Annotated in this window: 28 protein-coding genes; 10 read left to right on the top strand and 18 right to left on the bottom strand. The window is 59.2% G+C overall.

Features of this window, described 5'->3' with window-relative positions; translation table 11 throughout:
- Positions 1-149: 149 nt before the first annotated feature.
- From AC3IUE_RS27925 to AC3IUE_RS27940, 4 genes are all read left to right on the top strand, one after another.
- Positions 150-1,172 (top strand): outer membrane protein assembly factor BamD, encoded by a 1,023-nt coding sequence (locus tag AC3IUE_RS27925; RefSeq protein ID WP_489264340.1) that lies wholly within the window; start codon positions 150-152, stop codon positions 1,170-1,172.
- A 122-nt stretch (positions 1,173-1,294) separates the two neighbouring features.
- A complete protein-coding gene (locus tag AC3IUE_RS27930) occupies positions 1,295-1,528 on the top strand; it encodes a PP0621 family protein (RefSeq protein WP_046048805.1) in 234 nt (77 codons plus the stop codon).
- Entirely contained in the window at positions 1,518-3,107 is a 1,590-nt protein-coding gene (locus AC3IUE_RS27935; protein ID WP_489264341.1) for a sensor histidine kinase, read from the top strand. Before AC3IUE_RS27930 ends, AC3IUE_RS27935 begins: the two co-directional genes overlap by 11 nt.
- Entirely contained in the window at positions 3,104-4,450 is a 1,347-nt protein-coding gene (locus AC3IUE_RS27940) for a sigma-54-dependent transcriptional regulator (protein ID WP_489264342.1), read from the top strand. Before AC3IUE_RS27935 ends, AC3IUE_RS27940 begins: the two co-directional genes overlap by 4 nt.
- A gap of 144 nt (positions 4,451-4,594) precedes the next feature.
- On the opposite strand, the gene thiO is transcribed toward AC3IUE_RS27940, so the two are convergent.
- The 7 genes from thiO to AC3IUE_RS27975 are packed head-to-tail and all read right to left on the bottom strand — an operon-like array spanning position 4,595 to position 11,326.
- Positions 4,595-5,695 (bottom strand): glycine oxidase ThiO, encoded by a 1,101-nt coding sequence (gene thiO, locus AC3IUE_RS27945; RefSeq protein WP_489264343.1) that lies wholly within the window; start codon positions 5,693-5,695, stop codon positions 4,595-4,597.
- A gap of 57 nt (positions 5,696-5,752) precedes the next feature.
- Positions 5,753-6,148, bottom strand: coding sequence for a type IV pilin protein (locus tag AC3IUE_RS27950; RefSeq protein WP_489264344.1), 396 nt, complete (start codon positions 6,146-6,148; stop codon positions 5,753-5,755).
- 14 nt (positions 6,149-6,162) lie between these two features.
- Positions 6,163-9,219: a pilus assembly protein gene (locus AC3IUE_RS27955; RefSeq protein ID WP_489264345.1), complete on the bottom strand. Its 3,057-nt coding sequence runs from the start codon at positions 9,217-9,219 to the stop codon at positions 6,163-6,165.
- Entirely contained in the window at positions 9,206-9,685 is a 480-nt protein-coding gene (locus tag AC3IUE_RS27960; protein WP_056742814.1) for a pilus assembly PilX family protein, read from the bottom strand. Before AC3IUE_RS27960 ends, AC3IUE_RS27955 begins: the two co-directional genes overlap by 14 nt.
- Positions 9,686-9,696: 11 nt before the next feature.
- Complete coding sequence (locus tag AC3IUE_RS27965) at positions 9,697-10,410, bottom strand: PilW family protein (protein ID WP_056742816.1); 714 nt, start codon at positions 10,408-10,410, stop codon at positions 9,697-9,699.
- Entirely contained in the window at positions 10,407-10,856 is a 450-nt protein-coding gene (pilV, locus tag AC3IUE_RS27970) for a type IV pilus modification protein PilV (RefSeq protein WP_056742818.1), read from the bottom strand. Before pilV ends, AC3IUE_RS27965 begins: the two co-directional genes overlap by 4 nt.
- Complete coding sequence (locus AC3IUE_RS27975) at positions 10,853-11,326, bottom strand: GspH/FimT family pseudopilin (RefSeq protein WP_056742820.1); 474 nt, start codon at positions 11,324-11,326, stop codon at positions 10,853-10,855. Before AC3IUE_RS27975 ends, pilV begins: the two co-directional genes overlap by 4 nt.
- A 131-nt stretch (positions 11,327-11,457) precedes the next feature.
- On the opposite strand from AC3IUE_RS27975, the gene AC3IUE_RS27980 reads away from it, so the two are divergent.
- Positions 11,458-12,015, top strand: a complete 558-nt coding sequence (locus AC3IUE_RS27980) for a GspH/FimT family pseudopilin (protein ID WP_489264346.1) — start codon at positions 11,458-11,460, stop codon at positions 12,013-12,015.
- Here AC3IUE_RS27980 and ispH read toward each other — a convergent pair.
- From ispH to ribF, 5 genes are all read right to left on the bottom strand, one after another.
- The gene (ispH, locus tag AC3IUE_RS27985; RefSeq protein ID WP_033054296.1) at positions 11,984-12,931 is read right to left on the bottom strand and encodes a 4-hydroxy-3-methylbut-2-enyl diphosphate reductase; all 948 of its coding nucleotides are present in this window, start codon (positions 12,929-12,931) and stop codon (positions 11,984-11,986) included. The two genes, AC3IUE_RS27980 and ispH, sit on opposite strands and share 32 nt — an antisense overlap.
- Before the next feature lie 167 nt (positions 12,932-13,098).
- Positions 13,099-13,536, bottom strand: a complete 438-nt coding sequence (gene fkpB / locus AC3IUE_RS27990; protein ID WP_489268978.1) for an FKBP-type peptidyl-prolyl cis-trans isomerase — start codon at positions 13,534-13,536, stop codon at positions 13,099-13,101.
- A 7-nt stretch (positions 13,537-13,543) separates the two neighbouring features.
- Positions 13,544-14,056 carry a signal peptidase II gene (gene lspA, locus AC3IUE_RS27995; protein WP_033054294.1) on the bottom strand — a complete coding sequence of 171 codons (513 nt, stop codon included), beginning with the start codon at positions 14,054-14,056 and terminating at the stop codon, positions 13,544-13,546.
- The gene (ileS, locus tag AC3IUE_RS28000) at positions 14,049-16,880 is read right to left on the bottom strand and encodes an isoleucine--tRNA ligase (RefSeq protein WP_056742824.1); all 2,832 of its coding nucleotides are present in this window, start codon (positions 16,878-16,880) and stop codon (positions 14,049-14,051) included. Before ileS ends, lspA begins: the two co-directional genes overlap by 8 nt.
- Positions 16,881-17,831 carry a bifunctional riboflavin kinase/FAD synthetase gene (ribF, locus tag AC3IUE_RS28005; RefSeq protein WP_056742826.1) on the bottom strand — a complete coding sequence of 317 codons (951 nt, stop codon included), beginning with the start codon at positions 17,829-17,831 and terminating at the stop codon, positions 16,881-16,883. It abuts the gene before it with no gap.
- Here ribF and AC3IUE_RS28010 point away from each other — a divergent pair.
- On the top strand, positions 17,739-18,011 hold the full coding sequence (locus AC3IUE_RS28010; protein WP_489269011.1) for a hypothetical protein: 273 nt from the start codon (positions 17,739-17,741) through the stop codon (positions 18,009-18,011). The two genes, ribF and AC3IUE_RS28010, sit on opposite strands and share 93 nt — an antisense overlap.
- On the opposite strand, the gene murJ is transcribed toward AC3IUE_RS28010, so the two are convergent.
- Positions 17,961-19,499, bottom strand: a complete 1,539-nt coding sequence (gene murJ / locus AC3IUE_RS28015) for a murein biosynthesis integral membrane protein MurJ (protein WP_461999885.1) — start codon at positions 19,497-19,499, stop codon at positions 17,961-17,963. The two genes, AC3IUE_RS28010 and murJ, sit on opposite strands and share 51 nt — an antisense overlap.
- Before the next feature lie 252 nt (positions 19,500-19,751).
- Here murJ and rpsT point away from each other — a divergent pair, with 252 nt between their 5' ends.
- Entirely contained in the window at positions 19,752-20,030 is a 279-nt protein-coding gene (gene rpsT / locus AC3IUE_RS28020; RefSeq protein WP_008154937.1) for a 30S ribosomal protein S20, read from the top strand.
- A 181-nt stretch (positions 20,031-20,211) separates the two neighbouring features.
- Here rpsT and AC3IUE_RS28025 read toward each other — a convergent pair whose 3' ends face one another.
- From AC3IUE_RS28025 to rplU, 5 genes are all read right to left on the bottom strand, one after another.
- Complete coding sequence (locus AC3IUE_RS28025) at positions 20,212-20,676, bottom strand: CreA family protein (protein ID WP_033054290.1); 465 nt, start codon at positions 20,674-20,676, stop codon at positions 20,212-20,214.
- A gap of 12 nt (positions 20,677-20,688) precedes the next feature.
- Positions 20,689-21,807, bottom strand: a complete 1,119-nt coding sequence (gene proB / locus AC3IUE_RS28030; RefSeq protein WP_461999887.1) for a glutamate 5-kinase — start codon at positions 21,805-21,807, stop codon at positions 20,689-20,691.
- Between the two features lie 123 nt (positions 21,808-21,930).
- Positions 21,931-23,154, bottom strand: a complete 1,224-nt coding sequence (gene cgtA / locus AC3IUE_RS28035; RefSeq protein WP_489264347.1) for an Obg family GTPase CgtA — start codon at positions 23,152-23,154, stop codon at positions 21,931-21,933.
- 194 nt (positions 23,155-23,348) lie between these two features.
- Complete coding sequence (rpmA, locus tag AC3IUE_RS28040; RefSeq protein WP_003215862.1) at positions 23,349-23,624, bottom strand: 50S ribosomal protein L27; 276 nt, start codon at positions 23,622-23,624, stop codon at positions 23,349-23,351.
- 34 nt (positions 23,625-23,658) lie between these two features.
- Positions 23,659-23,973, bottom strand: a complete 315-nt coding sequence (gene rplU, locus AC3IUE_RS28045; protein ID WP_003176051.1) for a 50S ribosomal protein L21 — start codon at positions 23,971-23,973, stop codon at positions 23,659-23,661.
- Positions 23,974-24,213: 240 nt separating this feature from the next.
- Here rplU and AC3IUE_RS28050 point away from each other — a divergent pair, with 240 nt between their 5' ends.
- The 3 genes from AC3IUE_RS28050 to AC3IUE_RS28060 all read left to right on the top strand — a co-directional run bounded on the left by AC3IUE_RS28050 (position 24,214) and on the right by AC3IUE_RS28060 (position 26,122).
- On the top strand, positions 24,214-25,182 hold the full coding sequence (locus tag AC3IUE_RS28050) for a polyprenyl synthetase family protein (protein WP_033054288.1): 969 nt from the start codon (positions 24,214-24,216) through the stop codon (positions 25,180-25,182).
- A gap of 134 nt (positions 25,183-25,316) precedes the next feature.
- Positions 25,317-25,658 carry a zinc ribbon domain-containing protein YjdM gene (locus AC3IUE_RS28055; protein ID WP_008154270.1) on the top strand — a complete coding sequence of 114 codons (342 nt, stop codon included), beginning with the start codon at positions 25,317-25,319 and terminating at the stop codon, positions 25,656-25,658.
- A gap of 206 nt (positions 25,659-25,864) precedes the next feature.
- Positions 25,865-26,122: a PA4570 family protein gene (locus tag AC3IUE_RS28060; RefSeq protein WP_489264348.1), complete on the top strand. Its 258-nt coding sequence runs from the start codon at positions 25,865-25,867 to the stop codon at positions 26,120-26,122.
- Positions 26,123-26,139: the final 17 nt, after the last annotated feature.

Here is a 26,139-nt window from a genome sequence, read left to right on the forward strand (position 1 = left end):
TCAGACTAGGCGTCGGCACAGCCTTTGGTTTCGGCTGCGCGCTTGTGGTTAAATACGGCGTCTTTTGCCCCGAGGCTATTCAACGGGGCGCTCATCATAACAGGACGGCCCCGCCCAAGACAGCGGCCGTCATAGGGACGCAAGCCGCCATGCAAGTGAAACACCTGCTGCTGATCGCCATCCTCGCATTGACCGCTGCTTGCTCATCGAAGGAAGTCGTAGACGAAAACCTGAGCGAGGTCGAGCTGTACCAGCAGGCTCAGCACGATCTGGACAACAATAGCTACACCGCCGCCACAGCCAAGCTGAAGGCGCTGGAGTCGCGTTATCCGTTCGGTCGCTACGCCGATCAGGCTCAACTCGAGCTCATCTACGCCAACTACAAGAACACCGAGCCTGAAGCTGCGAAGTCCGCCGCCGAGCGCTTCATTCGCCTGCACCCGCAGCACCCGAACGTGGATTACGCGTATTACCTCAAGGGTCTGACTTCTTTCGACCAGGACGTCGGCCTGTTGTCGCGCTTCCTGCCGTTGGACATGACCAAGCGTGACCCGGGCGCCGCTCGCGACTCCTACAACGAGTTCGCCCAGCTGACCAGCCGCTTCCCCAACAGCCGCTACTCGCCGGACGCCAAGCAGCGCATGATCTACCTGCGCAACCTGCTGGCGGCCTACGAGATTCACGTTGCCGACTACTACCTGACCCGTCAGGCCTATGTCGCCGCCGCGAACCGTGGTCGCTACGTGGTGGAAAACTTCCAGGAAACCCCTTCGGTCGGTGACGGCCTGGCGGTGATGACAGAGGCCTACCAGCGTCTGCACCTGGACGACCTGGCCGCCACCAGCCTCGAAACCCTGAAGCTCAACTACCCGAACCATCCAAGCCTGGTGGACGGTCAGTTCCAGCCTTCGGTGGCCGAAGCCGACAACCGTTCGTGGTTGAGCAAGGCGACACTGGGCCTAATCGAATCCCGTCCACCGCTGCCGCCGGGCGAAACCCGCGCCAACCAGGACGTGCAGAAGCAGTTCCAGGACGCCAAGGACGCGATTCCGAACGATCTCAAGCCTAAAGATGTAAATGGCGACGTGATCGAAGAAGAGCAACACGAGTCCGAAGCGAATAACAGCGACCGCTCGTGGTTCAGCTACATGACCTTCGGCGTGTTTGACTGACACATCGGGTTGTACAAAAAGGAGCCTTTCGAGGCTCCTTTTTTATGGGCTCGATGATTACGCTGTGCGCTGGTCATGTCCTTGGCTAAACTGGCTCATCACTCGTCGAATAGCAGCTCATCATGCTTCGTTTACTGTTCTGGATCGCTCTGATTGCCGCTGCGGTATGGTTTTGGCGCAAGTTCAAGGGCCAGGCTTCCGTGCCCAAGTCCTCTGCCGAACTGGAAGCGGCCCCGATGGTCCGCTGCGCCCATTGCGGCGTTCACCTGCCACGCGACCGCGCGCTGAACCTTCAACAACAGTGGTATTGCAGCCAGGCTCATCTTGAGCAAGGCCCGGGCTCCAGTGATCGCTGAGACCTCCAGTCCCGGCAGCAAACAGGCCCAGCGACTGCTGCGCCTCTATCACCTTTACCGTTTGAGCATCGGCATCACCCTGGTGCTGTTGATCTCCAGCAACATGGACAACCAGTTGCTGACGTTCAGTAATGACGACCTGCTGCGCAGTGGCAGCTGGTTTTACCTGGTGCTGAATATCCTGCTGGTGGTATTCCTCGGGAACACCCGGCGCCCGGCGCAACTGTTCAGCCTGGCGCTGACCGACGTCCTGCTGCTGTGCGGTCTGTTCTACGCCGCCGGCGGTGTGGCCAGCGCCATCGGCAACTTGCTGATCGTATCGGTGGCCATCAGTAACACCTTGTTGCGAGGGCGCATCGGCCTGCTGATTGCCGCGGTTGGCGCGCTCGGCATCGTCGGGCTGAGCTTCCTCCTGAGTTTCAGCCATCCCGCCACCCCCAACGATTACCTGCAAGTCGGCACGCTCGGCGCCTTGTGTTTTGCTGCGGCATTGCTGGTGCAAGGGCTGAGCCGACGCCTGGAGGTCAGCGAAACCCTCGCCGAACAACGGGCAAGCGAAGTCGTCGGCCTCGAAGCCCTCAACGCACTGATCCTGCAACGCATGCGTACCGGCATCCTGGTACTCGACGACAAGCGGCGGGTTCAACTGGCCAACCACAGCGCCTTGAACCTGTTAGGCAGGGAAAATCTTGCAGGCCAACTGATCGACGACTACCTGCCCAGCCTGGTCGAACGCCAGCAACTGTGGCTCAACAATCCGACGCTGCGCCCCCAGAGCCTGAAAGTCGCCAATAGCGGTCTGGAGCTGCAACCGAGCTTCATTGCCCTGGACCAAAGCCCTCACCACCAGACCCTGGTCTTTCTCGAAGACCTCGCGCAAATCGCTCAACAAGCCCAGCAATTGAAGCTCGCCGCCCTCGGTCGCCTGACCGCCGGTATCGCCCATGAAATCCGCAATCCACTGGGCGCCGTTAGTCATGCCGCGCAGCTATTGCAGGAATCAGAGGAACTGAACCGCGCGGATCGACGTCTGACACAGATTATTCAAGACCACTCTCAGCGAATGAATCGGGTAATCGAAAACGTCCTGCAACTGTCCCGCCGCCAGCAAACCGTAGCGCAACGGCTTGATCTGAAGCCGTGGCTGGAACAGTTCGTCAACGAAACCCGCGAGGGGGCGACCGAACATCAGCAGATTCATCTGCGCATCGGCTCAGGGGACTTCAAAACCCTGATGGACCCAGACCAGCTGACCCAGATTCTCGACAATCTGTTGCGCAACGCCTGGCGCCATAGCACCTTGAATCACGACCTGGCACAGGTCTGGCTCGAGTTGTTCGTCGACCCGGACAGCCAGTTGCCGATCCTCGAGATTCTGGACGATGGCCCCGGCGTGGCACCGGAGCATCACGTGCACTTGTTCGAACCGTTCTTCACCACCAGCCCCCAAGGCACCGGCCTGGGGCTTTATCTGTCCCGTGAGCTGTGCGAAAGCAACCAGGCCCGCCTAGACTTCAAACCACGCCAAGGCGGCGGCTGCTTTCGCATCACTTTTGCTCACGGACGGAAACAAAGTTGAACAAGAGCCCACGGCAAAAAGTCCTGATCGTCGACGACGAACCGGATATCCGCGAACTCCTGGAAATCACCCTGGGCCGGATGAAACTCGACACCTTCAGTGCCCGCAACCTCGGCGAAGCCCAGGCCCTGCTGTCGCGAGAGACGTTCGACCTGTGCCTGACCGACATGCGCTTGCCGGACGGCACCGGCCTTGAGCTGGTGCAACACATCCAGCAACGCCACCCCCAAGTACCGGTGGCAATGATCACCGCTTATGGCAGCCTGGAAACGGCGATCAACGCCCTCAAGGCCGGCGCCTTCGACTTCCTGACCAAACCGGTGGACCTCACTCGCCTGCGGGAACTGGTCAGCAGCGCGCTTCGGTTGCCCGCGCCGGGCGGCACCGGCATCGCCATCGATCGCCGGCTGCTGGGCGATTCACCGCCCATGCGCGCCCTGCGCAAACACATCGACAAACTGGCCCGCAGCCAGGCGCCGGTGTACATCAGCGGCGAATCCGGCAGTGGCAAGGAATTGGTCGCGCGACTGATCCATGAGCAAGGCCCACGTGCCAGCCAACCGTTTATCCCGGTCAATTGCGGGGCGATTCCGTCGGAATTGATGGAGAGCGAATTTTTCGGTCACCGCAAAGGCAGCTTCAGCGGTGCCATCGAAGATAAACCCGGACTTTTCCAGGCTGCCCATGGTGGCACCCTGTTCCTCGACGAAGTGGCTGATTTGCCGCTGGCGATGCAGGTCAAACTGCTACGGGCGATACAGGAAAAAGCCGTTCGCGGTGTCGGGGAACAGCAGGAAACCGTGGTCGATGTGCGTATCCTTTGCGCCACCCACAAAGACCTCGACGCCGAAGTCGCCGCCGAACGCTTTCGCCAGGATTTGTACTACCGGTTGAACGTGATCGAACTACGGGTGCCGCCCTTGCGCGAACGCCGTGACGACATCGAATCCCTCGCCAGCCATGTGCTCAAACGCCTGGCCATCAGCACTGGCCAACCCGCCGCAAAACTCCACCCCCAAGCCCTCGACGCGCTGAAAAGCTACCGCTTCCCCGGCAATGTGCGGGAACTGGAGAACGTGCTCGAACGGGCGCACACGTTGTGTGAAAACAAACAAATTGAAGCCAGCGACCTGCGACTGGCCGAAGGCAACTGCAACCCGGAAGGCGGTGTGCCGGACCTGACGCAGATCGACAACCTGGAAGACTACCTGGAAAACGTCGAACGCAACCTTATCCTCCAGGCCCTGGAAGAAACCCGCTGGAACCGCACGGCGGCGGCTCAGCGGTTGAATCTTTCATTCCGGTCGATGCGCTACAGGCTCAAGAAACTTGGATTGGATTGAGGGACCCATCGTCGGAACGCCGCCCGGAGCAAGCTCGCTCCCACAGTTGATCTGAGGTGTGTTCAGATTATGTGCACACCACTGAACCCTGTGGGAGCGAGCTTGCTCGCGATGGCGGTAGGGCAAACAATCAATATCTAACGGTTAAATACGTCCAGCCGGTGCATACGGTGCCGGATCAATGATCGGCTCACGCCCCAGCATCACATCCGCAAACAACTGACACGACGCTGGCGCCAGCACCAGGCCGTTACGGTAATGCCCGCAATTAAGCCAAAGCCCTTCGAACCCTGGCACGCGACCGATGTAGGGAATGCCTTCCGGTGAGCCCGGTCGCAACCCGGCCCAGTGCCCCACGACTTCGGCATCCGCCAGTGCAGGAATCAACTCCACCGCCGACGCCTTCAGGCTCTCCAGGGCAGATTCGGTCGGCGTCTTGTCGAAGCCTTCATGCTCCAGCGTACTGCCGATCAGAATGTGCCCATCGCGCCGGGGAATCGCATAACGCCCCTTGGCCAGAACCATGCTCGGCAGGAAATCCGCTGCACATTTGTAGAGGATCATCTGCCCTTTCACCGGCTCGACCGGCAGGTCCAGGCCCAGGCTCTTGAGTAAATCACCGCTCCAGGCGCCCGCAGTCAGCACCACCTGACCGCCATGAATCGCTCCCGCCGAGGTCTGCACCCCGACCACCGTAGCGCCTTCACGGATAAACCCGCTGACTTCACACTGCTCATGAATCGTCACATTCGGCAGCGCCAGCAACGCAGCCTTGAGGGACTTCACCAGCCGCGGATTACGCACATTGGCCACATCGGCCATGTAGATCGCCCGGGAAAAACCGCTCCCCAACACAGGTACCGCGTCGTGAGCCGCCGAGATATCCACAGCCCGCAACGGACGGTTTTCCCGCTCGGCCCAGGCCAGCGCCTCGGCCTCATCATCCAGATCCAGCCAGTACAACCCGGTGGTATGCACCTCGGGATCGACACCAGTGGCGGCAAACAGTCGCTCACCCAGCTGTGGATAAAAATCCTGGGACCAATGCGCCAACGCGGTGACCGCCGGGCTGTAGCGCCACGGGTAGAGCGGCGAAACGATGCCGCCACCCGCCCAGGACGACTCCTGACCGACGTTCGAACGATCCAGCAGCACAACACTTTGCACTTCGGACGCGAGATTGAACGCTGTCAGCAGGCCAATCACGCCGCCGCCGACAATCACCACTTGCTGTTGCCTGGTCATGTTCTGATCCAACCGTTAAATAGACAGAGGGCGCAAAAAGGCGCCCGCAAAAGGAACTCAGCGCCCCCAGCAATCCTTGGTCGCGGCCGTCGCATTGACCATGCTTCTGACGCCAGTGTTGGTGATGGTGAAATCACCGCACTTGTCAGCTGCCATGGCCTTGCCGGCCTTGCGCACCGCCGTCAGCAGGAAGGTCTGATCGGTCAGGGTCGGGGTGATGGTGTAGAAGTCATTACCGGCGCTCATGCCGGTGGCATTGGTGTAGACATTATTCTTCGAATAGTAGCGTTCAAGGATCTGCGCCTGTTCGGAGAGCAGGCCGGCGACTTCAGTGCGGCGCCCCTTATTCACGTACTCGGTGAGGCTCGGGTAGCCAATGGTGATGACGATCCCGATGATCGCAATCACGATCATGATTTCGATCAGGGTAAAACCTCGGATGGATCTGCGCATGCCTCAACTCTCACTTACTGTATTTGTCGCCACATGATGCGACGGCTGCCGCCGCTGCCGGGCTTTTCCACCAGGGAGCTGATGCCACCGCTGGAGTTGTTAACAATCTTGCGGGACGCATTGTTGACGATCGCGTTCAGCGTCGGAATACCACCGGTGAAAATCACTCCGCTTGATATCGAATCCGTGCTGTCGACCAGCCCGTCACCATTGGTGTCGAGCACCGCGTAATTGAGCATCTTACCGCTGAATGCATCCAGCTCGACCAGTTTGCCGGTACCGAAACTGGCGCAAGGATCGGTGGTGTCCACGCTGGCCGTGGTGAACACAATCCGGCCGGCCACCAGACTGGCCTGATTGATCACCCGCTCACCGGTTAGCACGTTGTTGTACACCAGCGGCAGGTACCAGCCTTTTTTCGCCGGATAGGTCACGTCGTTCTGGCTGGTGGTGATGAATTGCCCACTGCTACCCGAGAGCACGCCGATCACCGACTGTGCCTGCAAACTGGACGTTGTGATTTGTCCGGAGCCACCTTCCGCATCCCACACGGCATAGAAAGCCTGAAGGTCTTTGTTGGTCTTGTCGGCAGTCTCATTGAATTTACCGGTACCGAAAAACACTTCCTTCCCCCCCAACGAATTGTCCGCCAGCAATGGTTGCGCGGTAATCGGCTGGGTGACGCCACCTGCAGTGGTAAACAGCGGTTGGCGGGAAAACGCCAGGTCCCACGATTCCGGGGCGGTGGCACTCAAATCAAACTTCCACATCCGCCCCTTCAAATCGCCGCCATAAGCGGCCTGCACCACATTCTGCGAGTTCACCCGAAGTTTTACCGACGACAGGCCGTTGGTCGTCTCGGCACCGTCGACCACTATTTTCTTGATCAGCGTGCCGTCGCGAATGTCGACCACGTACAACGCTGCCACCCCGGAGTTGCTGCCATAACCGTTGGAGATGAATGCCGCCCATCGACCGTCGGCCAAGCGTGCCACTTCCGGTCGTGCGTAGGCATAACCCAGATCATTGAAAATGTTCGCCGTGTTTGCTGTGGCCGGTGCGCTGATCTCCCACAACGCCTTCGTTACGTTACCGGCCGAGGCGTCGAACAACTGCAACGCGTAGAAGGTCCTGCCCCCCGCCCCTGTCCCGCCCAACGCGAGGGTTTTCCAGGCACTGTTGAGCTGGGCATCGAACACGCCCACCTGGCCGTCCACCAGAAACTTGTGGCTCACCCCGTTTATGTAAGTGGGGTCGGCGATGTAGTGCAGTGACGGCAACACACTGGACGGCATAAAAGCGTAACGCCGTGTGCCGTTGGCCGTGTTGATGACGTTTACAAAGCCGTCGTTGGCGTTCACCACGAGGCTGGCGTTCATGCTTGCCGCTTTGGTTGCCAGATAGGTGCTGTAAGTGGTGTCGCCTGACAGATCGGACGCGGTTTTATCCGTGGGCGATGCCAGGGCCAACGGCGAATTGATGATGTCGCCGAGCAGCACACTGCGCACTTTCAGGCCGGCCTTATTGGTGCCCTTGCTCCACTCCACCAGATCGCTGCCGGTGATGCCGGTGGGCAAACTCTGGTTGAGGGAAGTTTGTTGGGCAGGGGAAAAACTGGCGTAGGCCAGCGTCACGGCCGCATTGGTCAGGGTGTTCCAGGATTGATAGGTCGGCGCCGTGGCACCGGGCACGATGGCGGTATCGGTTGTCCACAACACCGAGGCGGTGTTGACCGCACCACTGGAGGTAAATCCGTAGGACTTGATCGTGCCGCGCCAATCCTTGGGATCGTAACTGGTCTGAAAGTAACTCGAACCGCTGGCCAGAGTGGTCCCGCTGGTGACGCCACTGCCGCCGGAGCCGGCCTTGGAGGTGATATCGCTCAGGGCGGACGAGAGTGCACTGTTGAGTCCTGCACTGTCGGTCGCCTGGTAATACTTGCCCTGCCCGTAAGTCGCCGCGTCCGACAACATCTGGTTCGCAGTGGCGAAACCGACGGTGTAGGTGTTCATGTTCTGTTTTGGAAAATCCGCTGCGTCCCAGCTTTTACTCGCAGAATCGGTGCCAGTCGTGCGCATGTCGATGTCGAAGGCGAACTTGGCAATGTCATCCAGGTAAAGCGTATCGCCCTCATCATCGCCACCAGGGCCGTCGTTGTTTACACCGTCCCAATTGGGCAGTCGGGTACCGCCCAGGGGATCTGTGGTCGGGAAGGTCCGGTCAAAGGTGGGCAAGCCGTCGGTAATCACCACGCCATAGTTTTTCTGGCAGCGGTACTGGATCGGACTGGTGTAGGTGGCGGGCGTCGAGTTGTAGAACGGCGCCATGCCGCGCATGTACCGGGTCACTTCGTAATAGGTTTCCGCCAGGGGCGTGTTGGCGACCGCACTCAAGCCGTTGATCGAGGTAATCAGGGCACTGTAGTTGGCCTGGTCCGCCAGATCGCTAATGGAACGGGCGATGTAGCCACCATTGCCGGAGTTGTTGCTGTTGACAGGGTTGAACGTCGCCAGGCCAATACGCAGCCCGCGGTTGGTGGTCACCAGATCGGTGGACACCTTGCGCGCAACGTTCATCCGGTAATCGTTGGGGATGGAACCCGTGGTGAAATCGCGGTTGCTACCGTTGGCCAGCCCCACCAGGTACGAAATGTAGTCCGCAGAATATCGGGTATTTTCGTTGCCTACCGGATCGGGCAGTTTGAGGCACTGGGGCGCGAGGCTGTTGTTGTAAAACGCGTAGTAACCGTTGGAGCATCCGGACGTCGGCAAGCTGGAGAGGAAGACCGTGTCACCGGTGATGTAAGAGAAACCCAGACACAGCCCCAGCAGCGCATTGCATTGCCGGGCCGGGGTTCGGTTCACTGCCGGATCGAATCCTGCCGCGTAGATGATGTTGTTCATGCTGCCCGAATCGTCGATCAACAACATCACGTTCGGTGCGACGGCTGCAGCGCTCAATAGCGGTGAATCCGACGGTGTGAAGGCATACGCGGGCGCTGAGAGATATAAACCCGACAACACGCCGCATACCAGGCGCCACAACCCGGCGTGCCGTTCAGTACTTCGCATAGATACTCTCCACCACACTGCGCGAGTTGCCCGCGATGCCGACTGCGGTCACCCGGTACAGCGTTGTCGAGGTGTTGCTCGGCACATTCACGGCGGTCAGGGTGGTGCCGATGTTCTGCACCCCGTAAAAACCGCTGCCGGAGGCGATCCAGGTTACTCCCGAGGTGGAATTGAAACCGGCGCCGGTGATTGTCGACGACTCGGCCGGTGGCGCGCATTGGGTGGTGCCGCTGCAGACCGGCAACGAAAAGGTCTCCAGTTGCACCGCGCTTTCACCCACGCGCAACGCCGATTCGGCGCCCTGGAACGACTGATTGCGCAAGGTCACGCTGGCGGCCATTTTTTCCTGCAGGGTGGCGTTTTGCATCGATGAAAGACCGATCAATGTCAGCAACAGAAGAAACACCAGGCTGACCAGCAGCGCCATGCCCCGCTGGGCGTGAGGGGTCACGGGAGTAATACTCATCGGCCCTCCCCTCATGGCAGGCGGTTGCGCAGCGCGGCAACCACGTTGAAGGTTTGATTGCCTACCCGGTTGTTCGGGTCGGTGAGGGTCAACGTCAGGCGAACACTACGGATGCGCGCCGGATCAGTGGGATTGCTGCTGTAACTGGAGGCAGCCACATCAGTGGCGGAACTGGCGAGGCCGAAGCTCACGTTGAAGGCACTGACGTTGTTCACCAGTACCGCCTGAGCCGGCGTGCCGGTGCCGACACCCATCAGCAGTTGATTGTTGCTGAAGCTGTAGATCAAGCGCCGGATCGGAAACGCCAGCTCTCCCGACCCCGGAACTCGGGCGCCCGTGTAGGCTGTTGCATTGTTCCGACAATCGGAAACCACCGTCCAGGTCGGTACCCCACCACTGCCGCCGACATCCGCTGTCACCAGGGTCAGTTTGAGGTTGGCGTTGTCCCAACTGATCGGCGTTGTCTGGCTGGCATTGAAGTCACCTGCCGAGCTTGAATCGGTGACTGCCCCCAGACATCCGAACATGCCGACCATGCGGATTTCCTGAATCATCTTGCTCAGCACGAACCGCGCATCTTCCTGCATGGCGGCAGCGGTGTTCTGGCTGACATAGGTGTTCTTGGCCGCGATGAAAATCTGCGCCACGCCCAGGACCACGACCAAACTCAATGCCAGGGCGATCAGTAACTCGATCAGACCGAAACCTCTATTGGACCGGTTCATGGCGTCGGCACCGGGTCGATGGTGGCACGACTGGTCAGGACGAAACTGCGCCGCGAATTGGCGATATTCGCAGCCCGCGAGTCATCCCAGGTAATGGTGATGGTGTACACCCGCTGATTGAGCGTCACGCTTCCGGTGGCGGTGGCGCCGCCGAAATTGACAATGTTGGTGGTGAAGTCGTAGAGGTCCTGATCCCGCGCGACGCTCAGGTTGCCTGAGGTCGGAGGCGTGACGGTGTAGTCGGCACCGGAGTTGGCGCGAATGCGGTCCATCATGTCGTAGGCGATAAAACTCGCCTGGCTGGTCATCCGCGCGCTGTCAGTGTACTTCAGCGCATTGAGCTGAATCGCCGCAGCCCCCAACAGCCCCACCGTCAGAATCAACAACGCAACCAAGACTTCGATCAGCGTCATGCCCTCCTGTGCACGCTTGCTCCATCCCCTCATCCGCAGCTTCCACCCAATAGAATTCGTCCGTTCAAACACACATTCAGCGTCCTGCTTTGTGCCCCCAGTACATAGCTGATCACTACCGCCGTGGACGGTGCCGACAACCCGCCAAGGTTGTTGAAATCGATGGCGGTCACTCCTGAGGTTAGCGTCAGAGTCGCGCCGCTGCTCATCGCTGGAACAACCCGCAATACATTGGCCGGATTGCCAGTCCCGTCAAACACCGTTAATTCTCCGGTCCAGACGCTGCCGCCGGCCGTCGGGCGTAGCCGGGTGGTGACGCCACGGTCGATGGCCTCCAGTCGGGCGAAATTGAGTCCGCGTTGCAGATCGCCGATTTCGGTGTCGGCCTTGGTGCTTTGCACCGAACGGGTAAACGCCGGTACGGCCAGCGTGATCAGGATCAGAAACACCGCGAGCGCGATCAGCAACTCGATCAGCGTGAAACCTTTTGTACGATGATCCATCTGTGCCCTCCGTCGCCGTCGGCTATACCTGCTTCTACACGCTAGAACATTCGACCGGCGGATGTACGGTTGTTTTGCCATTACTCGCGCAGGGATCGCGCGGGCCGCAGCACTCCAGGGAGGGAGATGACATGCATCAGCGAGGTTTCAGCCTGATCGAACTGCTCATGGGACTGACAATTGTCGGGATTGTTCTACTGTTGGTCAGTCCGGCGTTTGCTGCACTGACTGAATCGAACCATCGCGAGCAGATGGCAGAGTCGCTTATCAGCGGTATACGCAACGCCAGAACCGTTGCCATCACACGCAACCAGAGCGTCGTGATTCACGGTATCAACGGCGACTGGAGTCAGGGCTGGCGGATCATTCTGGATATCAGTGGCAAAGGCGCGGAGGACAACAGCAATCCGCTGTTGGTTGAGCGCGCGAGTGGCACTCAGGTGCCGATTGTCGGCAATTGGCCGGTCAGGCGATACATACGCTTCAACAGTATTGGCGAGCCACAGATGCCCGGCCGGGCCTTTCAAGCGGGGACATTGCACATCTGCGCAGCCCGCGAACCGGTCACTCAGCTCCAGGTGGTGCTGGCCGCGACCGGCCGCGTCAGCCTGCGCAGCCATAAGGCTGAGCAGGCGTTGTGCCCAGGGGGCAAAAGCGTTAAAGCAGGGAGCGGACGCGCAACTCTTTAGGCATGGAGAAGGTAATGTTCTCCTCGCGACCAGCCAGTTCATCGGCGCCGGTAGCGCCCCACGCCTGCAACTGCTGGATCACGCCACGCACCAGCACTTCCGGTGCGGAGGCGCCAGCGGTGATGCCGATTCGCTCGACACCGTCGAACCAGCTCTTTTGCAGGTCTTCGGCGCCGTCGATCAGGTAGGCCGGGGTGGCCATGCGCTCGGCCAGTTCACGCAAGCGATTGGAGTTGGAGCTGTTCGGGCTGCCGACCACCAGTACCACGTCGCACTCGTCGGCCAGTTGCTTGACCGCATCCTGACGGTTTTGCGTGGCGTAGCAGATGTCGTCCTTGCGCGGGCCACCGATCGCCGGGAAGCGTGTACGCAGTGCGTCGATGACGCGGCTGGTATCGTCCATGGACAGGGTGGTCTGGGTCACGAACGCCAGTTTTTCAGGGTTGTTCACCTGCAAGGCGGCGACGTCTTTCTCGTCTTCGACCAGATAGATCGCGCCACCATTGCTGCCATCGTACTGGCCCATGGTGCCTTCGACTTCCGGGTGACCGGCGTGGCCGATGAGGATGCATTCACGGCCGTCGCGGCTGTAGCGTGCAACTTCGATGTGTACCTTGGTCACCAGCGGGCAAGTGGCGTCGAACACCTTCAGGCCACGACCGGCGGCTTCGGTGCGCACGGCCTGGGAAACACCGTGGGCACTGAAGATCACGATGACGTCGTCCGGCACCTGATCCAGTTCTTCGACGAAGATAGCCCCGCGAGCGCGCAGGTCTTCGACGACGAATTTGTTGTGGACCACTTCGTGGCGCACGTAGATCGGCGGCCCGAAGACTTCCAGGGCGCGGTTGACGATTTCGATCGCCCGGTCCACACCGGCGCAGAAGCCACGGGGGTTGGCGAGTTTGATTTGCATGCTGTGCCTCGTGTCTTGCGCGCAAGAAATAGCGAAAACAGTAAAAAAACTTCTTACTGTGGGAGCGAGCCCGCTCGCGAAAGCGTCATCACATTCAACATCAATGTTGACTGACACACCGCTTTCGCGAGCAGGCTCACTCCCACATTTTGACCGTGTTCGGTCAGTTACAGCGATTTGACGTCGATGATCTCGACGTCAAAGGTCAATGTCTTGCCGGCCAGCGGGTGGTTGAAGTCGATGGTCACTTGTTCGTCATCGAATACCTTCACCACACCGGGCAACTCAGTATTGGCCGCATCGTTGAAGATCACCAGCAAGCCAGGCGACAGTTCCATGTCCTTGAACTGCGAGCGCGGGATGATCTGTACGTTCTGCGGGTTGGGTTGGCCAAAAGCGTTTTCCGGCTGAATCGTCAGCGTACGCTTGTCGCCAGCCTTGAAGCCGAACAGCGCTGCTTCGAACCCTGGCAACAGGTTGCCGTCACCGACCTTGAAGGTCGCCGGGGCTTTGTCGAAGGTGCTGTCGACGGTGTCGCCGTTCTCCAGGCGCAGTGCAAAGTGCAAAGTGACTTCCGTGTTCTGGCGGATGCGTTGCTCAGCCAATACCTGTTCAGTCATGAACGGCTTCTCCGGTCTTTTTACTTTTGAACATGTCCAGCGCAAGCATTACGGCACCAACAGTGATTGCACTGTCGGCAAAGTTGAACGCCGGGAAATACCAGCGGTTCTGCCAATGCACCAGAATGAAATCGATCACATGGCCCAGGGCAATGCGGTCATACAGATTACCCAGCGCGCCGCCCAGCACCAGCGCCAAAGCGACGGCCAGCCAGGTTTCGTTGCGCCCCAGACGCTTGAGCCACACTACCAGCACCGCACTGACCACGACCGCGATCAGGGCAAACAGCCAGCGCTGCCAGCCGGAGCTGTCGGCCAGGAAGCTGAATGCCGCGCCCGTGTTATAGGCCAGGGTCCAGCTGAACAAATCGGGGATTACCACGATTTGCTGGTACATCTCGAGCTTGCCTTCGAAGTAGAACTTGCTGGCCTGGTCGATGACCAGGACCAGCAAACTCAACCAGAGCCAGCTCAGCCGTCCGAAACGGCCAGCCGCATTAGGCATAGTGACGAACCTCGCCAGCGCCGCTGATGTTATCGACGCAACGACCGCAGATTTCCGGATGCTCCGGGTTCACGCCGACGTCTTCACGGCAGTGCCAGCAACGGGCGCACTTGGCGTGGCTCGACTTGACCACCTGCAGTTTCAAACCGCTGACTTCGGTGACCACGGCATCGGCCGGCGCCTGAACGAACGGTGCAACAGTAGCGGTCGAGGTGATCAGGACGAAGCGCAGTTCGTTGCTCAGCTTGGCCAGGTCGGCGCTCAGCGCCTCTTCGGCGAACAGCGTCACTTCGGCTTGCAGGTTGCCACCGACGGCCTTGGCCGCGCGCTGGATTTCCATTTCCTTGTTGACTGCGACCTTCACCGCCATGATCCGCTCCCAGTAGGCGCGGTCCAGCTCGACGTTTTCCGGCAGCTCGGTCAGGCCTTCGTACCAGGTGTTGAGCATTACCGATTCGTTACGCTCGCCCGGCAGGTATTCCCACAGTTCGTCAGCGGTGAATGCCAGGATCGGCGCGATCCAGCGCACCAGCGCTTCGGAGATGTGGTACAGCGCGGTTTGCGCCGAACGGCGGGCCTTGCTGTTGGCGCCAGTGGTGTACTGACGGTCCTTGATGATGTCGAGATAGAAACCGCCCAACTCCTGCACGCAGAAGTTGTGGATCTTGGAGTAGACGTTCCAGAAGCGGTATTCGCTGTAGTGCTCTTGCAGCTCGCGTTGCAGCAGCAGGGTGCGGTCCACGGCCCAACGGTCCAGCGCCAGCATTTCTTCGGCCGGCAGGATGTCGGTGGCCGGGTTGAAGCCGGTCAGGTTGGAGAGCAGGAAGCGCGCGGTGTTACGGATACGCCGGTAGGCGTCCGCACTGCGTTGCAGGATCTGCTCGGAAACCGCCATTTCACCCGAGTAATCGGTGGAAGCGACCCACAGACGCATGATGTCGGCGCCCAGGGTGTCGTTGACCTTTTGCGGCGCGATCACGTTGCCCAGGGACTTGGACATCTTGCGGCCGGACTCATCGACGGTGAAGCCGTGAGTCAGCAGTTCGCGGTATGGCGCGTGGTTGTCGATGGCGCAACCGGTCAGCAACGACGAGTGGAACCAGCCACGGTGTTGGTCCGAACCTTCCAGGTACAGGTCGGCACGTGGACCGGTCTCGTGGCCCATCGGGTGCGAACCGCGCAGAACGTGCCAGTGCGTGGTGCCCGAATCGAACCAGACGTCCAGGGTGTCGCTGATCTTGTCGTATTGCGGCGCTTCGTCACCGAGCAGCTCGGCGGCGTCCATCTTGAACCAGGCTTCGATGCCTTCGACTTCGACGCGCTTGGCGACTTCTTCCATCAGCTCGGCGGTACGTGGGTGCAGCTCGCCGCTTTCCTTGTTCAGGAAGAACGGGATCGGCACGCCCCAGTTGCGCTGACGGGAGATGCACCAGTCCGGACGGTTGGCGATCATCGAGTGCAGGCGCGCCTGGCCCCAGGCCGGAACGAACTTGGTCTCTTCGATGGCTTTGATCGCCCGCTTGCGCAGGGTTTCGCCGGTCACAGGTTCTTTGTCCATGCCGATGAACCACTGCGCGGTGGCGCGGTAGATCAGCGGGGTCTTGTGACGCCAGCAGTGCATGTAGCTGTGTTCGATGATGCTGGTGTGCAGCAGCGCACCCACTTCGGTCAACTTGTCGACGATGGCCGGGTTGGCTTTCCAGATGAACTGGCCGCCAAAGAATTCCAGCGACGTTGCGTAAACGCCGTTGCTCTGTACCGGGTTGAGGATGTCGTCGTTGACCATGCCGTACTTCTTGCAGGTCACGAAGTCGTCTACGCCATAGGCCGGCGAGGAGTGAACCACGCCGGTGCCAGCGCCCAGTTCAACGTACTCGGCCAGGTAAACCGGCGACAGACGGTCGTAGAACGGGTGACGGAAGTTGATCAGTTCCAGCTCTTTACCGGTGGTGGTCGCAATGACCGAGCCTTCCAGGCTGTAACGGGCCAGGCACGACTCGACCAGCTCTTCAGCCAGTACCAGCAGTTTGTCGCCGACATCGACCAGGGCGTAGTTGAATTCCGGGTGAACGTTCAACGCCTGGTTGGCCGGGATGGTCCACGGGGTGGTGGTCCAGATCACGATCGAAGCGGGTTTGCCCAGCGACGGCAGACCGAAAGCGGCAGCCAGCTTGGCTTCGTCGGCAATCGGGAAGGCCACGTCGATGGTCGAGGACTTTTTGTTCTCGTACTCGACTTCCGCTTCAGCCAGGGCCGAACCGCAGTCGAAGCACCAGTTCACAGGCTTCAGGCCCTTGAACACGAAACCGCCCTTGACGATTTCTGCCAAGGCACGGATTTCACCGGCCTCGTTTTTGAAATCCATGGTCTTGTACGGGTTGGCGAAATCGCCCAACACGCCCAGACGGATGAATTCGGACTTCTGGCCTTCGATCTGCTCGGTGGCGTAGGCACGGCACAGTTCGCGGGTTTTGTCCGCGCCCAGGTTTTTACCGTGGGTCACTTCGACTTTGTGCTCGATCGGCAGACCGTGGCAGTCCCAGCCCGGAACATAAGGCGCGTCGAAACCCGACAGGGTTTTCGAGCGGATGATCATGTCCTTGAGAATCTTGTTCAGCGCATGACCGATGTGAATCGTGCCGTTGGCGTACGGAGGACCGTCGTGAAGTACGAACTTCGGACGATCCTTGCCAATCTCGCGCAACTTACCGTACAGGCCAATGCTGTCCCAGCGCTGCAGAATCTGCGGTTCGCGCTGAGGCAGGCCGGCCTTCATTGGGAAGGCGGTGTCCGGAAGGTTTAGCGTGGCTTTATAGTCGGTCATTTAAGGCTCTTCATTAGCGATTGGCGCTAGGTGCGACAGGGCACGGGCGGCGGCAACATCCGCATTGATCGCCGTCTTAAGCGCCTCCAGAGAGGCGAAACGCTGCTCTTCACGCAGCTTGTGGTGGAAAACCACCGTCAAACGCCGGTCATACAGATCGCCGGCAAAATCTAAAAGATGCACTTCGAGGTGGGCTTTGCCATCACCTTGAACGGTTGGCCGCACGCCAATGTTGGCGACGCCTGGCCAGGTCTTGCCGTCGATGTCGACGTTGACCAGGTAAACCCCGGTCAGCGGCACGCGACGACGCTTGAGTTGTATGTTGGCCGTGGGCGTACCCAACTGGCGCGCCAGCTTCTGGCCATGCAGGACCCGCCCGGCAATCCGGAACGGACGCCCGAGCAGTCGCTCGGCCAAGGCGAAATCAGCAGCGGCCAGGGCATTGCGGACCTGGGTGCTGCTGACGCGAATACCGTCCAGCTCCACGGTTTGCGCCGCTTCGACGGTAAAGCCTTGCAGGACGCCAGCCTGTTGCAGGAAATCGAAATCCCCTACCCGGTCGCAGCCGAAACGGAAGTCGTCACCGACCTCTAGATGTTGCACACCGAGGCCGTCCACCAGAATGGTGTCGACGAATTCGCTGGCGCTGAGCTTGCTCAAGCGCTGGTTGAAGGCCAGGCACAGGACCCGGTCGACACCTTCCTCGGCCAGCAGCTGCAGTTTATCCCGCAGCCGGGCCAGACGGGCCGGCGCCGTGTCCGGCGCGAAGAACTCTCGCGGCTGCGGCTCAAAAATCACCACGCAGCTGGGCACGCCCAACTCGAGCGCACGCTCACGGAGCCTCGCCAGGATAGCCTGGTGGCCACGGTGAACACCGTCAAAGTTGCCAATAGTGGCGACACAGCCCCGATGCTGGGGGCGCAGGTTGTGGAGGCCTCGAACCAGCTGCATAACGCGCTTCTTGCTCATAAAGTGGTCGATTATAACCACACCCGGCGGCCGACGACAGGCAACACCGTAACCCAAAGTGATCGAGCCGACAAAACCGTCGATTCGCCCGTGTTTATCGAGGTCGTGACCTCAGCTCAGCGTTTTGCGATTGAAGTCTCGCAAACGGAAGCCCATCAATAGCAACATGCCGAAATAAGCCACCACACCGGCAACGACCAATGCGCCCAGACGCAGGAACCGCTCCAGCATATGCCCCTGATCCCAGGCTGGCATGAAATGCATTCCGACCAGTAACACAGCCGACATCACCAACACTGCAATCACTAGCTTGAAACCGAACTTCGCCCAACCCGGTTGCGGCTCATACATCTGCTGCTTACGTAGCTGATAGAACAGCAGGCTGGCGTTAATGCACGCACCTATGCTGATGGCCAGCGCCAGACCGGCATGGGCCAGCGGACCGATCAACACCAGGTTGAATAATTGGGTAACGATCAGGGTGAAAATCGCGATTTTTACCGGTGTGCGGATGTTTTGTTGCGCATAAAAGCCCGGCGCCAGCACTTTGATCACGATAATCCCGAGTAAACCGACCGAATAAGCGATCAGCGCCCGCTGGGTCATGGAGGCGTCAAACGCGCTGAACTGGCCGTACTGGAACAAAGAAACCGTCAGCGGCTCGGCGAGAATCCCCAGCGCCAGGGAGCACGGCAACACCAGCATGAAACACAGGCGCAGCCCCCAATCGAGGATCCGCGAGTATTCCTGGCGATCCTTGCTGGCGTAGGTCTTGGCCAGGGTCGGCAGAAGAATCGTGCCCAGCGCCACGCCCAGCACACCGGACGGTAATTCCATCAAACGGTCTGCGTAGTACATCCATGACACGGAACCAGCGACCAGGAACGAGGCGAAAATAGTATTGATGATCAGCGAAATCTGGCTCACGGACACACCGAGAATCGCCGGCAACATTTGCTTCATGACCCGCCAGACGCCGCTGTCACGCAGGTTCAGTCGTGGCAACACCAGCAGGCCGATCTTTTTCAGGTGCGGCAGCTGATAGAGCAATTGCGCCAGACCACCCGCCAGTACTGCCCAGCCCAGCGCCATGACCGGCGGATCGAAGTACGGCGTCAGGAACACCGAAAAGATAATCATGCTGACGTTGAGCAGGGTCGGCACGAAGGCCGGCACCGAGAAGCGGTTATACGTGTTGAGGATCGCCCCAGCCAACGAAGACAGGGAGATCAGCAATATGTAAGGAAAGGTCACCCGCAACAGACTGGCCGTCAGCTCGAATTTTTCCGGCGTGTCGGTGAAGCCCGGCGCGGTCACCCAGATGACCCACGGCGCAGCGATCATGCCCAACGCGGTGACCAACGCCAGCACCAGCGTCAGCAGGCCCGAGACGTAGGCAATGAAGGTTCGCGTCGCCTCCTCGCCCTTCTGGCTTTTATATTCAGCAAGAATCGGCACGAATGCCTGGGAAAAAGCCCCTTCGGCGAAGATCCGCCGCAGCAGATTGGGCAATTTGAAGGCGATAAAGAAGGCGTCAGTCGCCATCCCGGCGCCAAATGTGCGCGCAATGAGAGTGTCACGAACGAACCCCAGAATCCGGGAAAGCATCGTGATAGAGCTGACGGCGGCCAACGATTTGAGCAGATTCATTGAAAGAGTTTGTGCCTGTCGATAAACAGCAGGCGAACAAAGCGCCTACTTATGCGATACTCCGCGCCGCAGCAGCACAGAGCCAAAGCTCGCGAGTTTACAGGTCAAGCGCCGGAAATAAATATCCCGCCTCTTTATACCTACCACTTAGCGGAACGTCTCAACCGCCCTTGACAAGACATCAACTCATCGGCATGATTCGCGGCCTATTTTGTTTGCTATTTCCTAAAAAGTCTTTCGAGGAGCTCGACGGTGGCCAACACACCTTCCGCCAAAAAACGTGCAAAACAGGCTGAGAAGCGTCGCAGCCACAACGCCAGCCTGCGTTCCATGGTTCGTACCTACATCAAGAATGTAGTTAAGGCCATCGACGCAAAAGACGCTGAAAAAGCTCAAGCTGCTTACGTTCTGGCCGTGCCAGTTATCGACCGTATGGCCGATAAAGGCATCATCCACAAGAACAAGGCTGCTCGTCATAAGAGCCGCCTGAACGGTCACGTCAAGGCTCTGAACCTTGCTGTTGCCGCATAAGCGATAAGCTTGTTAAAAAACCGACCCTAGGGTCGGTTTTTTATTGCCTGCGATTTAGCAGCCACACCAAAAAATGTAGGAGTGAGCCTGCTCGCGATGGCGGTGCAACATTCAACACTGATGTCGACTGTTGCACCGCCATCGCGAGCAGGCTCACTCCCACATTTGGATCTTCGTTAGCTTATTGAGCCTGCGCCCACGGCAGGATAGGGATGGCGGTGACCGCATTCTGCGGACTGCCTTCGATCACACGATCGCTATAGACCAGGTACACCAGCGTATTGCGCTTCTTGTCGAGGAATCGCACCACCTGCATGGTCTTGAACACCAGTGACGTGCGCTCCTTGAACACCTCGTCACCATCCTTCAACTCGCCCTTGAAGCTGATCGGCCCGACCTGACGACAAGCGATAGACGCTTCCGCGCGATCTTCAGCCAACCCCAAACCACCCTTCACGCCACCCGTCTTGGCCCGCGACAGGTAGCAGGTCACGCCCTCAACCTTTGGATCATCAAACGCTTCGACGACGATGCGGTCATTCGGACCGACAAACTTGAACACTGTCGACACCTGACCAATCTCCTCGGCCGAGGCCAGCAGCGGCATCGCCAACAGCAGACCCAACAATCCTTTTGCCACGCGCATTCAGGTATTCCTTCAGACCAGGATCAGGTTATCGCGATGAACCAGTTCCGGCTCCGCCATGTAACCCAACAGACCGACAATCGCCTCAGACGACTGACCGATGATTTTTTGTGCTTCCAGCGCGCTGTAGTTGGCCAGGCCTCGGGCGATTTCACGACCGTCCGGCGCCACGCAAACCACCATCTCGCCACGACGGAAGCTGCCCTGGACCAGTTTGACACCCACAGGCAGCAAACTTTTGTTGCCTTTGGACAGCGCAGTCACCGCGCCGGCATCCAGCACAAGCGTGCCGCGAGTTTGCAGGTGCCCGGCCAGCCATTGCTTGCGCGCCGCCAACAGGCCGCGCTCAGGCGACAGCAAGGTGCCGATGCGCTCGCCCGCCTTGAGGCGATCCAGCACACGGTCAATACGCCCACCAACGATGATGGTATGCGCACCGGAACGAGCCGCCAGCCGCGCAGCACGCAATTTGGTCTGCATGCCGCCACGACCCAGCGCACCACCCGTACCGCCCGCCACCGCATCCAGCGCCGGATCATCGGCGCGCGCTTCGTAAATCAGGTTGGCGTTAGGGTTATTACGCGGATCGGCGTCGAACATGCCATCGCGATCCGTGAGGATCACCAACAGATCAGCCTCGACCAGGTTGGCCACCAGCGCCGCGAGCGTGTCGTTGTCGCCGAAACGTATTTCATCAGTGACTACGGTGTCGTTTTCGTTGATCACCGGAATAACTTTCAGCTCAACCAACGCGCGCAAGGTGCTGCGGGCATTCAGGTAGCGCTTGCGGTCGGACAAGTCGTCGTGAGTCAGGAGAATCTGCGCGGTATGCCGGCCATGCTCGGCAAAGCTCGACTCCCAGGCCTGCACCAGCCCCATCTGACCGATGGCGGCAGCGGCCTGCAACTCGTGCATCGCACTGGGTCGTACGGTCCAGCCCAAACGGCTCATGCCGGCCGCCACCGCCCCGGAGGACACCAGCACCAACTCGACGCCAGCCTCATGCAAAGCCACCATCTGCTCGACCCAAACACCCATTGCCGCGCGATCGAGGCCCTTGCCGTCCGCCGTCAGCAAAGCGCTGCCGATCTTCACGACCCAACGCTGCGCACCTGTCACCTTGCTCCGCATCATCTTCAACCTTAGCTTGAGGACAGCGCGACCTGGCACTGCCCGTAACGTTATTCGTGACTACCGATTTCCAGATACTAAAACGCCGCTCTAGTGAGCGGCGTTTAAGTTTATCGCAACGAATCAGTCACGCACGTAAATGATTTCCGGACCGTCTTCGTCATCCACATCTTCTTCGTCCCAATCATCGTCGCCGATGTCATGGACCGACTTCACGCCGCTACGGCGCAGGGCACGCTGGTCATCCAGGGCCTGCAGCTGAGCACGGGCTTCGTCTTCGATGCGCTGATCGAGCTCGGCCAACTCTTCCTTGTAAACCGGGTCGTTAGCCAGGCGATCAGCACGGTCTTCCATGTAACGCATGATGTCGTGGCAAAGACGCTCGGTGCCCAGCTTGGAGATAGCCGAGATCACGTAGACCGGACCGGTCCATTCCAGGCGATCAACGATCTCCTTGACGCGCTCTTCGTGCTCTTCTTCCAGAATCTGGTCGCACTTGTTCAGCACCAACCAACGATCACGCTCGGCCAGGGACGGGCTGAACTTGGTCAGCTCGCTGACGATCACTTCAGCAGCATCCGGGGCGCTGGCGTCATCCAGCGGCGCCATGTCCACGAGGTGCAGCAGCAGACGCGTACGCGACAAGTGCTTGAGGAAGCGAATCCCCAGGCCTGCGCCATCGGAAGCACCTTCGATCAGACCCGGAATGTCCGCGACCACAAAGCTTTTCCAGCGATCGACACTGACCACACCCAGGTTCGGCACCAGCGTGGTGAACGGGTAGTCGGCGACTTTCGGCTTGGCAGCCGACACCGAACGAATGAAGGTACTTTTGCCAGCATTCGGCAAGCCCAGCAGACCGACGTCAGCCAACACTTTCATTTCCAGCTTCAGATCACGCGCCTCACCCGGCTTGCCCGGAGTGGTCTGACGCGGAGCACGGTTGGTACTGGATTTGAATCGGGTGTTACCCAGACCGTGCCAGCCGCCGTGAGCAACCAACAAACGCTGACCGGCCTTGGTCAGGTCGCCAATCACTTCCTGAGTAGCGGAGTCGATGACGGTCGTGCCGACCGGAACACGCAGGACCAGCTCTTCACCTTTCTTGCCGGTGCAGTCAGTGCTGCCGCCGTTGGAACCGCGCTCGGCATCAAAGTGCCGGGTGTAACGGTAGTCCACCAGGGTGTTGAGGTTTTCGTCGGCGATCATGTAGACCGAGCCGCCATCACCACCATCACCGCCGTTCGGGCCACCGTTTTCAATGAATTTTTCGCGACGGAAGCTCATGCAACCGTTGCCGCCGTCGCCGGCCTTTACTCGAATCGATACTTCATCAACAAACTTCATAACAAAACGCCTCTCGTCATACGGACGAGCCGAAAAACACTAAGACATAAGACTCTTGCAAAAATGAGCGCAGCGACCTCAATCAACGACCGCAAATCCAGCGCTGGAGCCCATCACAAACAGCTTTGCAAGAGACTCACCCCACAAACGAAAAAGCCCCGTCGCGAGACAGGGCTTTTCCAGCAACTACGTAATTATGCCGCGACGACTTCAGTCTTCGGGACAATGCTCACGTAACGGCGGTTGAAAGCGCCTTTTACTTCAAACTTGATCACGCCGTCGATTTTAGCGAACAGAGTGTGATCTTTACCCATGCCAACACCGTAACCGGCGTGGAATTGGGTGCCGCGCTGACGCACGATGATGTTGCCCGGAATGATAACCTGGCCGCCATACATCTTCACGCCAAGGCGTTTGGCTTCTGAGTCGCGACCGTTACGGGTACTACCACCAGCTTTTTTGTGTGCCATGAGTCAATTCTCCTAGTGAGGAATTAGGCTGAAATTAAGCCTGAATACCGGTGATTTTGATCTCGGTGTACCACTGGCGGTGGCCCATACGCTTCATGTGGTGCTTACGACGACGGAACTTGATGATGCGGACTTTATCGTGACGACCTTGGGAGATCACTTCAGCCACAACGGTAGCGCCAGCAACAACTGGAGCGCCGATGTTCACGTCATCGCCATTGGCGACCAACAGAACGCGATCAAAAGTAACGGATTCGCCGGTAGCGATTTCCAGTTTTTCGATCTTCAGGTATTCACCTGGGGCGACCTTGTATTGCTTGCCACCAGTAACAATTACTGCGTACGACATGGTATTTCTCCGATAATCCTGCTCACCCAGCTCTTTATAAGAAGAGGTATTGGCTGGCATGGCTGCATTGGGCTGGAAGGCCTGTTTGCAATTGCGTAAGGCAGGTGCTGCCCAGGAAGTTCAGGGTGCGCGATTGTACGCAAGCTGCCGGGGCGATGCAAGAGGCCGTCCATCGTACCTTGACACCCGCCGACGTGGGTCCTAGCATGCCGCGCAACCCTTCTGGAGCACCTGTCGCTGATGCAACCCCAAGCTTTCTACCGCGCGGTGGCGGACGATTTTAGCGCCGTCGACGGCATCATCAAGAAGCAGCTGACTTCCCGAGTGCCGCTGGTATCGAAAATCGGCGATTACATTACCTCGGCTGGCGGTAAACGCCTGCGCCCTCTATTAGTGTTGCTGTGTGGCAAGGCTCTGGGTCGCGAAGGCGATGACCTGCGCCTGCTGGCCGCGACCATCGAGTTCCTGCACACCGCGACCCTGCTGCATGACGACGTGGTCGACATGTCCGGCATGCGCCGTGGCCGCTCGACGGCCAACGCCATGTGGGGCAACGCCCCTAGCGTGCTGGTGGGCGACTTCCTGTATTCGCGGTCCTTCGAAATGATGGTCGAACTGGGCTCCATGCCGGTGATGAAAATCCTTTCGCAAGCCACGCGCATCATCGCCGAAGGCGAAGTGTTGCAGCTGTCCAAGGTTCGTGACGCAAGCACCACTGAAGAAACCTACATGGAAGTCATCCGCGGCAAGACCGCGATGCTCTTTGAGGCCTCGACCCACAGTGCTGCAGCGCTCTGCGAAGCGACATCGGAACAGTCAGAAGCCCTGCGTACATTCGGCGATCATCTGGGCGTGGCGTTCCAATTGGTCGACGACCTGCTGGACTACAAAGGTGACGCCGAAACCCTGGGCAAGAACGTCGGTGACGATCTGGCCGAAGGCAAGCCGACCCTGCCGCTGATCTACACCATGCGCGAAGGCACGCCGGAGCAGGCTGCCCTGGTGCGCAAGGCGATCCAGAAAGGCGGCATCGAAGACCTGGAAAGCATCCGCGAAGCCGTGGAAGCGTCTGGTTCGCTGGATTACACCGCCCAGCTGGCTCGTGACTACGTGGCCCGCGCGATCAAGTGCCTCGACGCGCTGCCTGCCAGCGAGTACCGCGATGCGCTGGTCGAATTGAGCGAATTTGCGGTCGCCCGCACGCACTGATTTTTACAGCAAGATCAAAAGATCGCAGCCTGCGGCAGCTCCTACGGGGCTGCGATCTTTCGCTGTCACCCCTCTTCCGCCTAAAACCCTATATAATGTGCGACTTTTAGCGATCCTCAATCCAAGGAGCTTTAGTGAGCACGTTGCCACCCTGCCCAAAATGCAATTCCGAATACACCTACGAAGACGGCGCCCAGCTGATCTGCCCTGAGTGCGCCCACGAGTGGTCCGCCAGCGGCGAAGCCGAAGCAGTGTCCGATGACACCGTGAAAAAGGATTCGGTCGGCAACGTCCTGCAGGACGGCGACACCATCACCGTGATCAAGGACCTCAAGGTCAAAGGCACGTCGCTGGTGGTCAAGGTCGGCACCAAGGTCAAGAACATCCGCCTGTGCGATGGCGATCACGACATCGACTGCAAGATCGACGGCATCGGCCCGATGAAGCTCAAATCCGAGTTCGTCAGAAAAGTCTGAGCCTGCTGTATTCCATCCCGCGTCCCGCGTGGGATGGTGCTTCACCCTCCCCCGCTTCGCCCAACAATCCCTCGCAATAGCCAAACGCCAGCCGTTTTGACCTTACGCAACCTTTACCCTTAAAAAAACACAAACCGCCAATAGGTCCTTGCTATTTGATGAATAAGAATTATTCTCATTGAAACCCATCAATGGAGATGAGACCCATGACTTATTTGATCGACGCCTGGCTGGACCGCCCACACCCTTACCTCAGGATCCTGCATCGGGAAACCGGGGAAGTCTGTGCGGTGCTTGAAGAAGAAGCCTTGAACGAGCTGCAGGATCAGGGTGATCTGGACGTCAACGGCTTGAGTTCCAGCGAGCCGGTGGTGCTCAAGGAACTGGTGCGCAATCTGTTTCTGTTCTGCTATGCCCGGGCATTGCGCCCGACAAGCGAACTGCACCAGAAGATCGAAATATGAAAATGCAACATGTCGGA

Source organism: Pseudomonas sp. GL_093 (assembly GCF_057837605.1).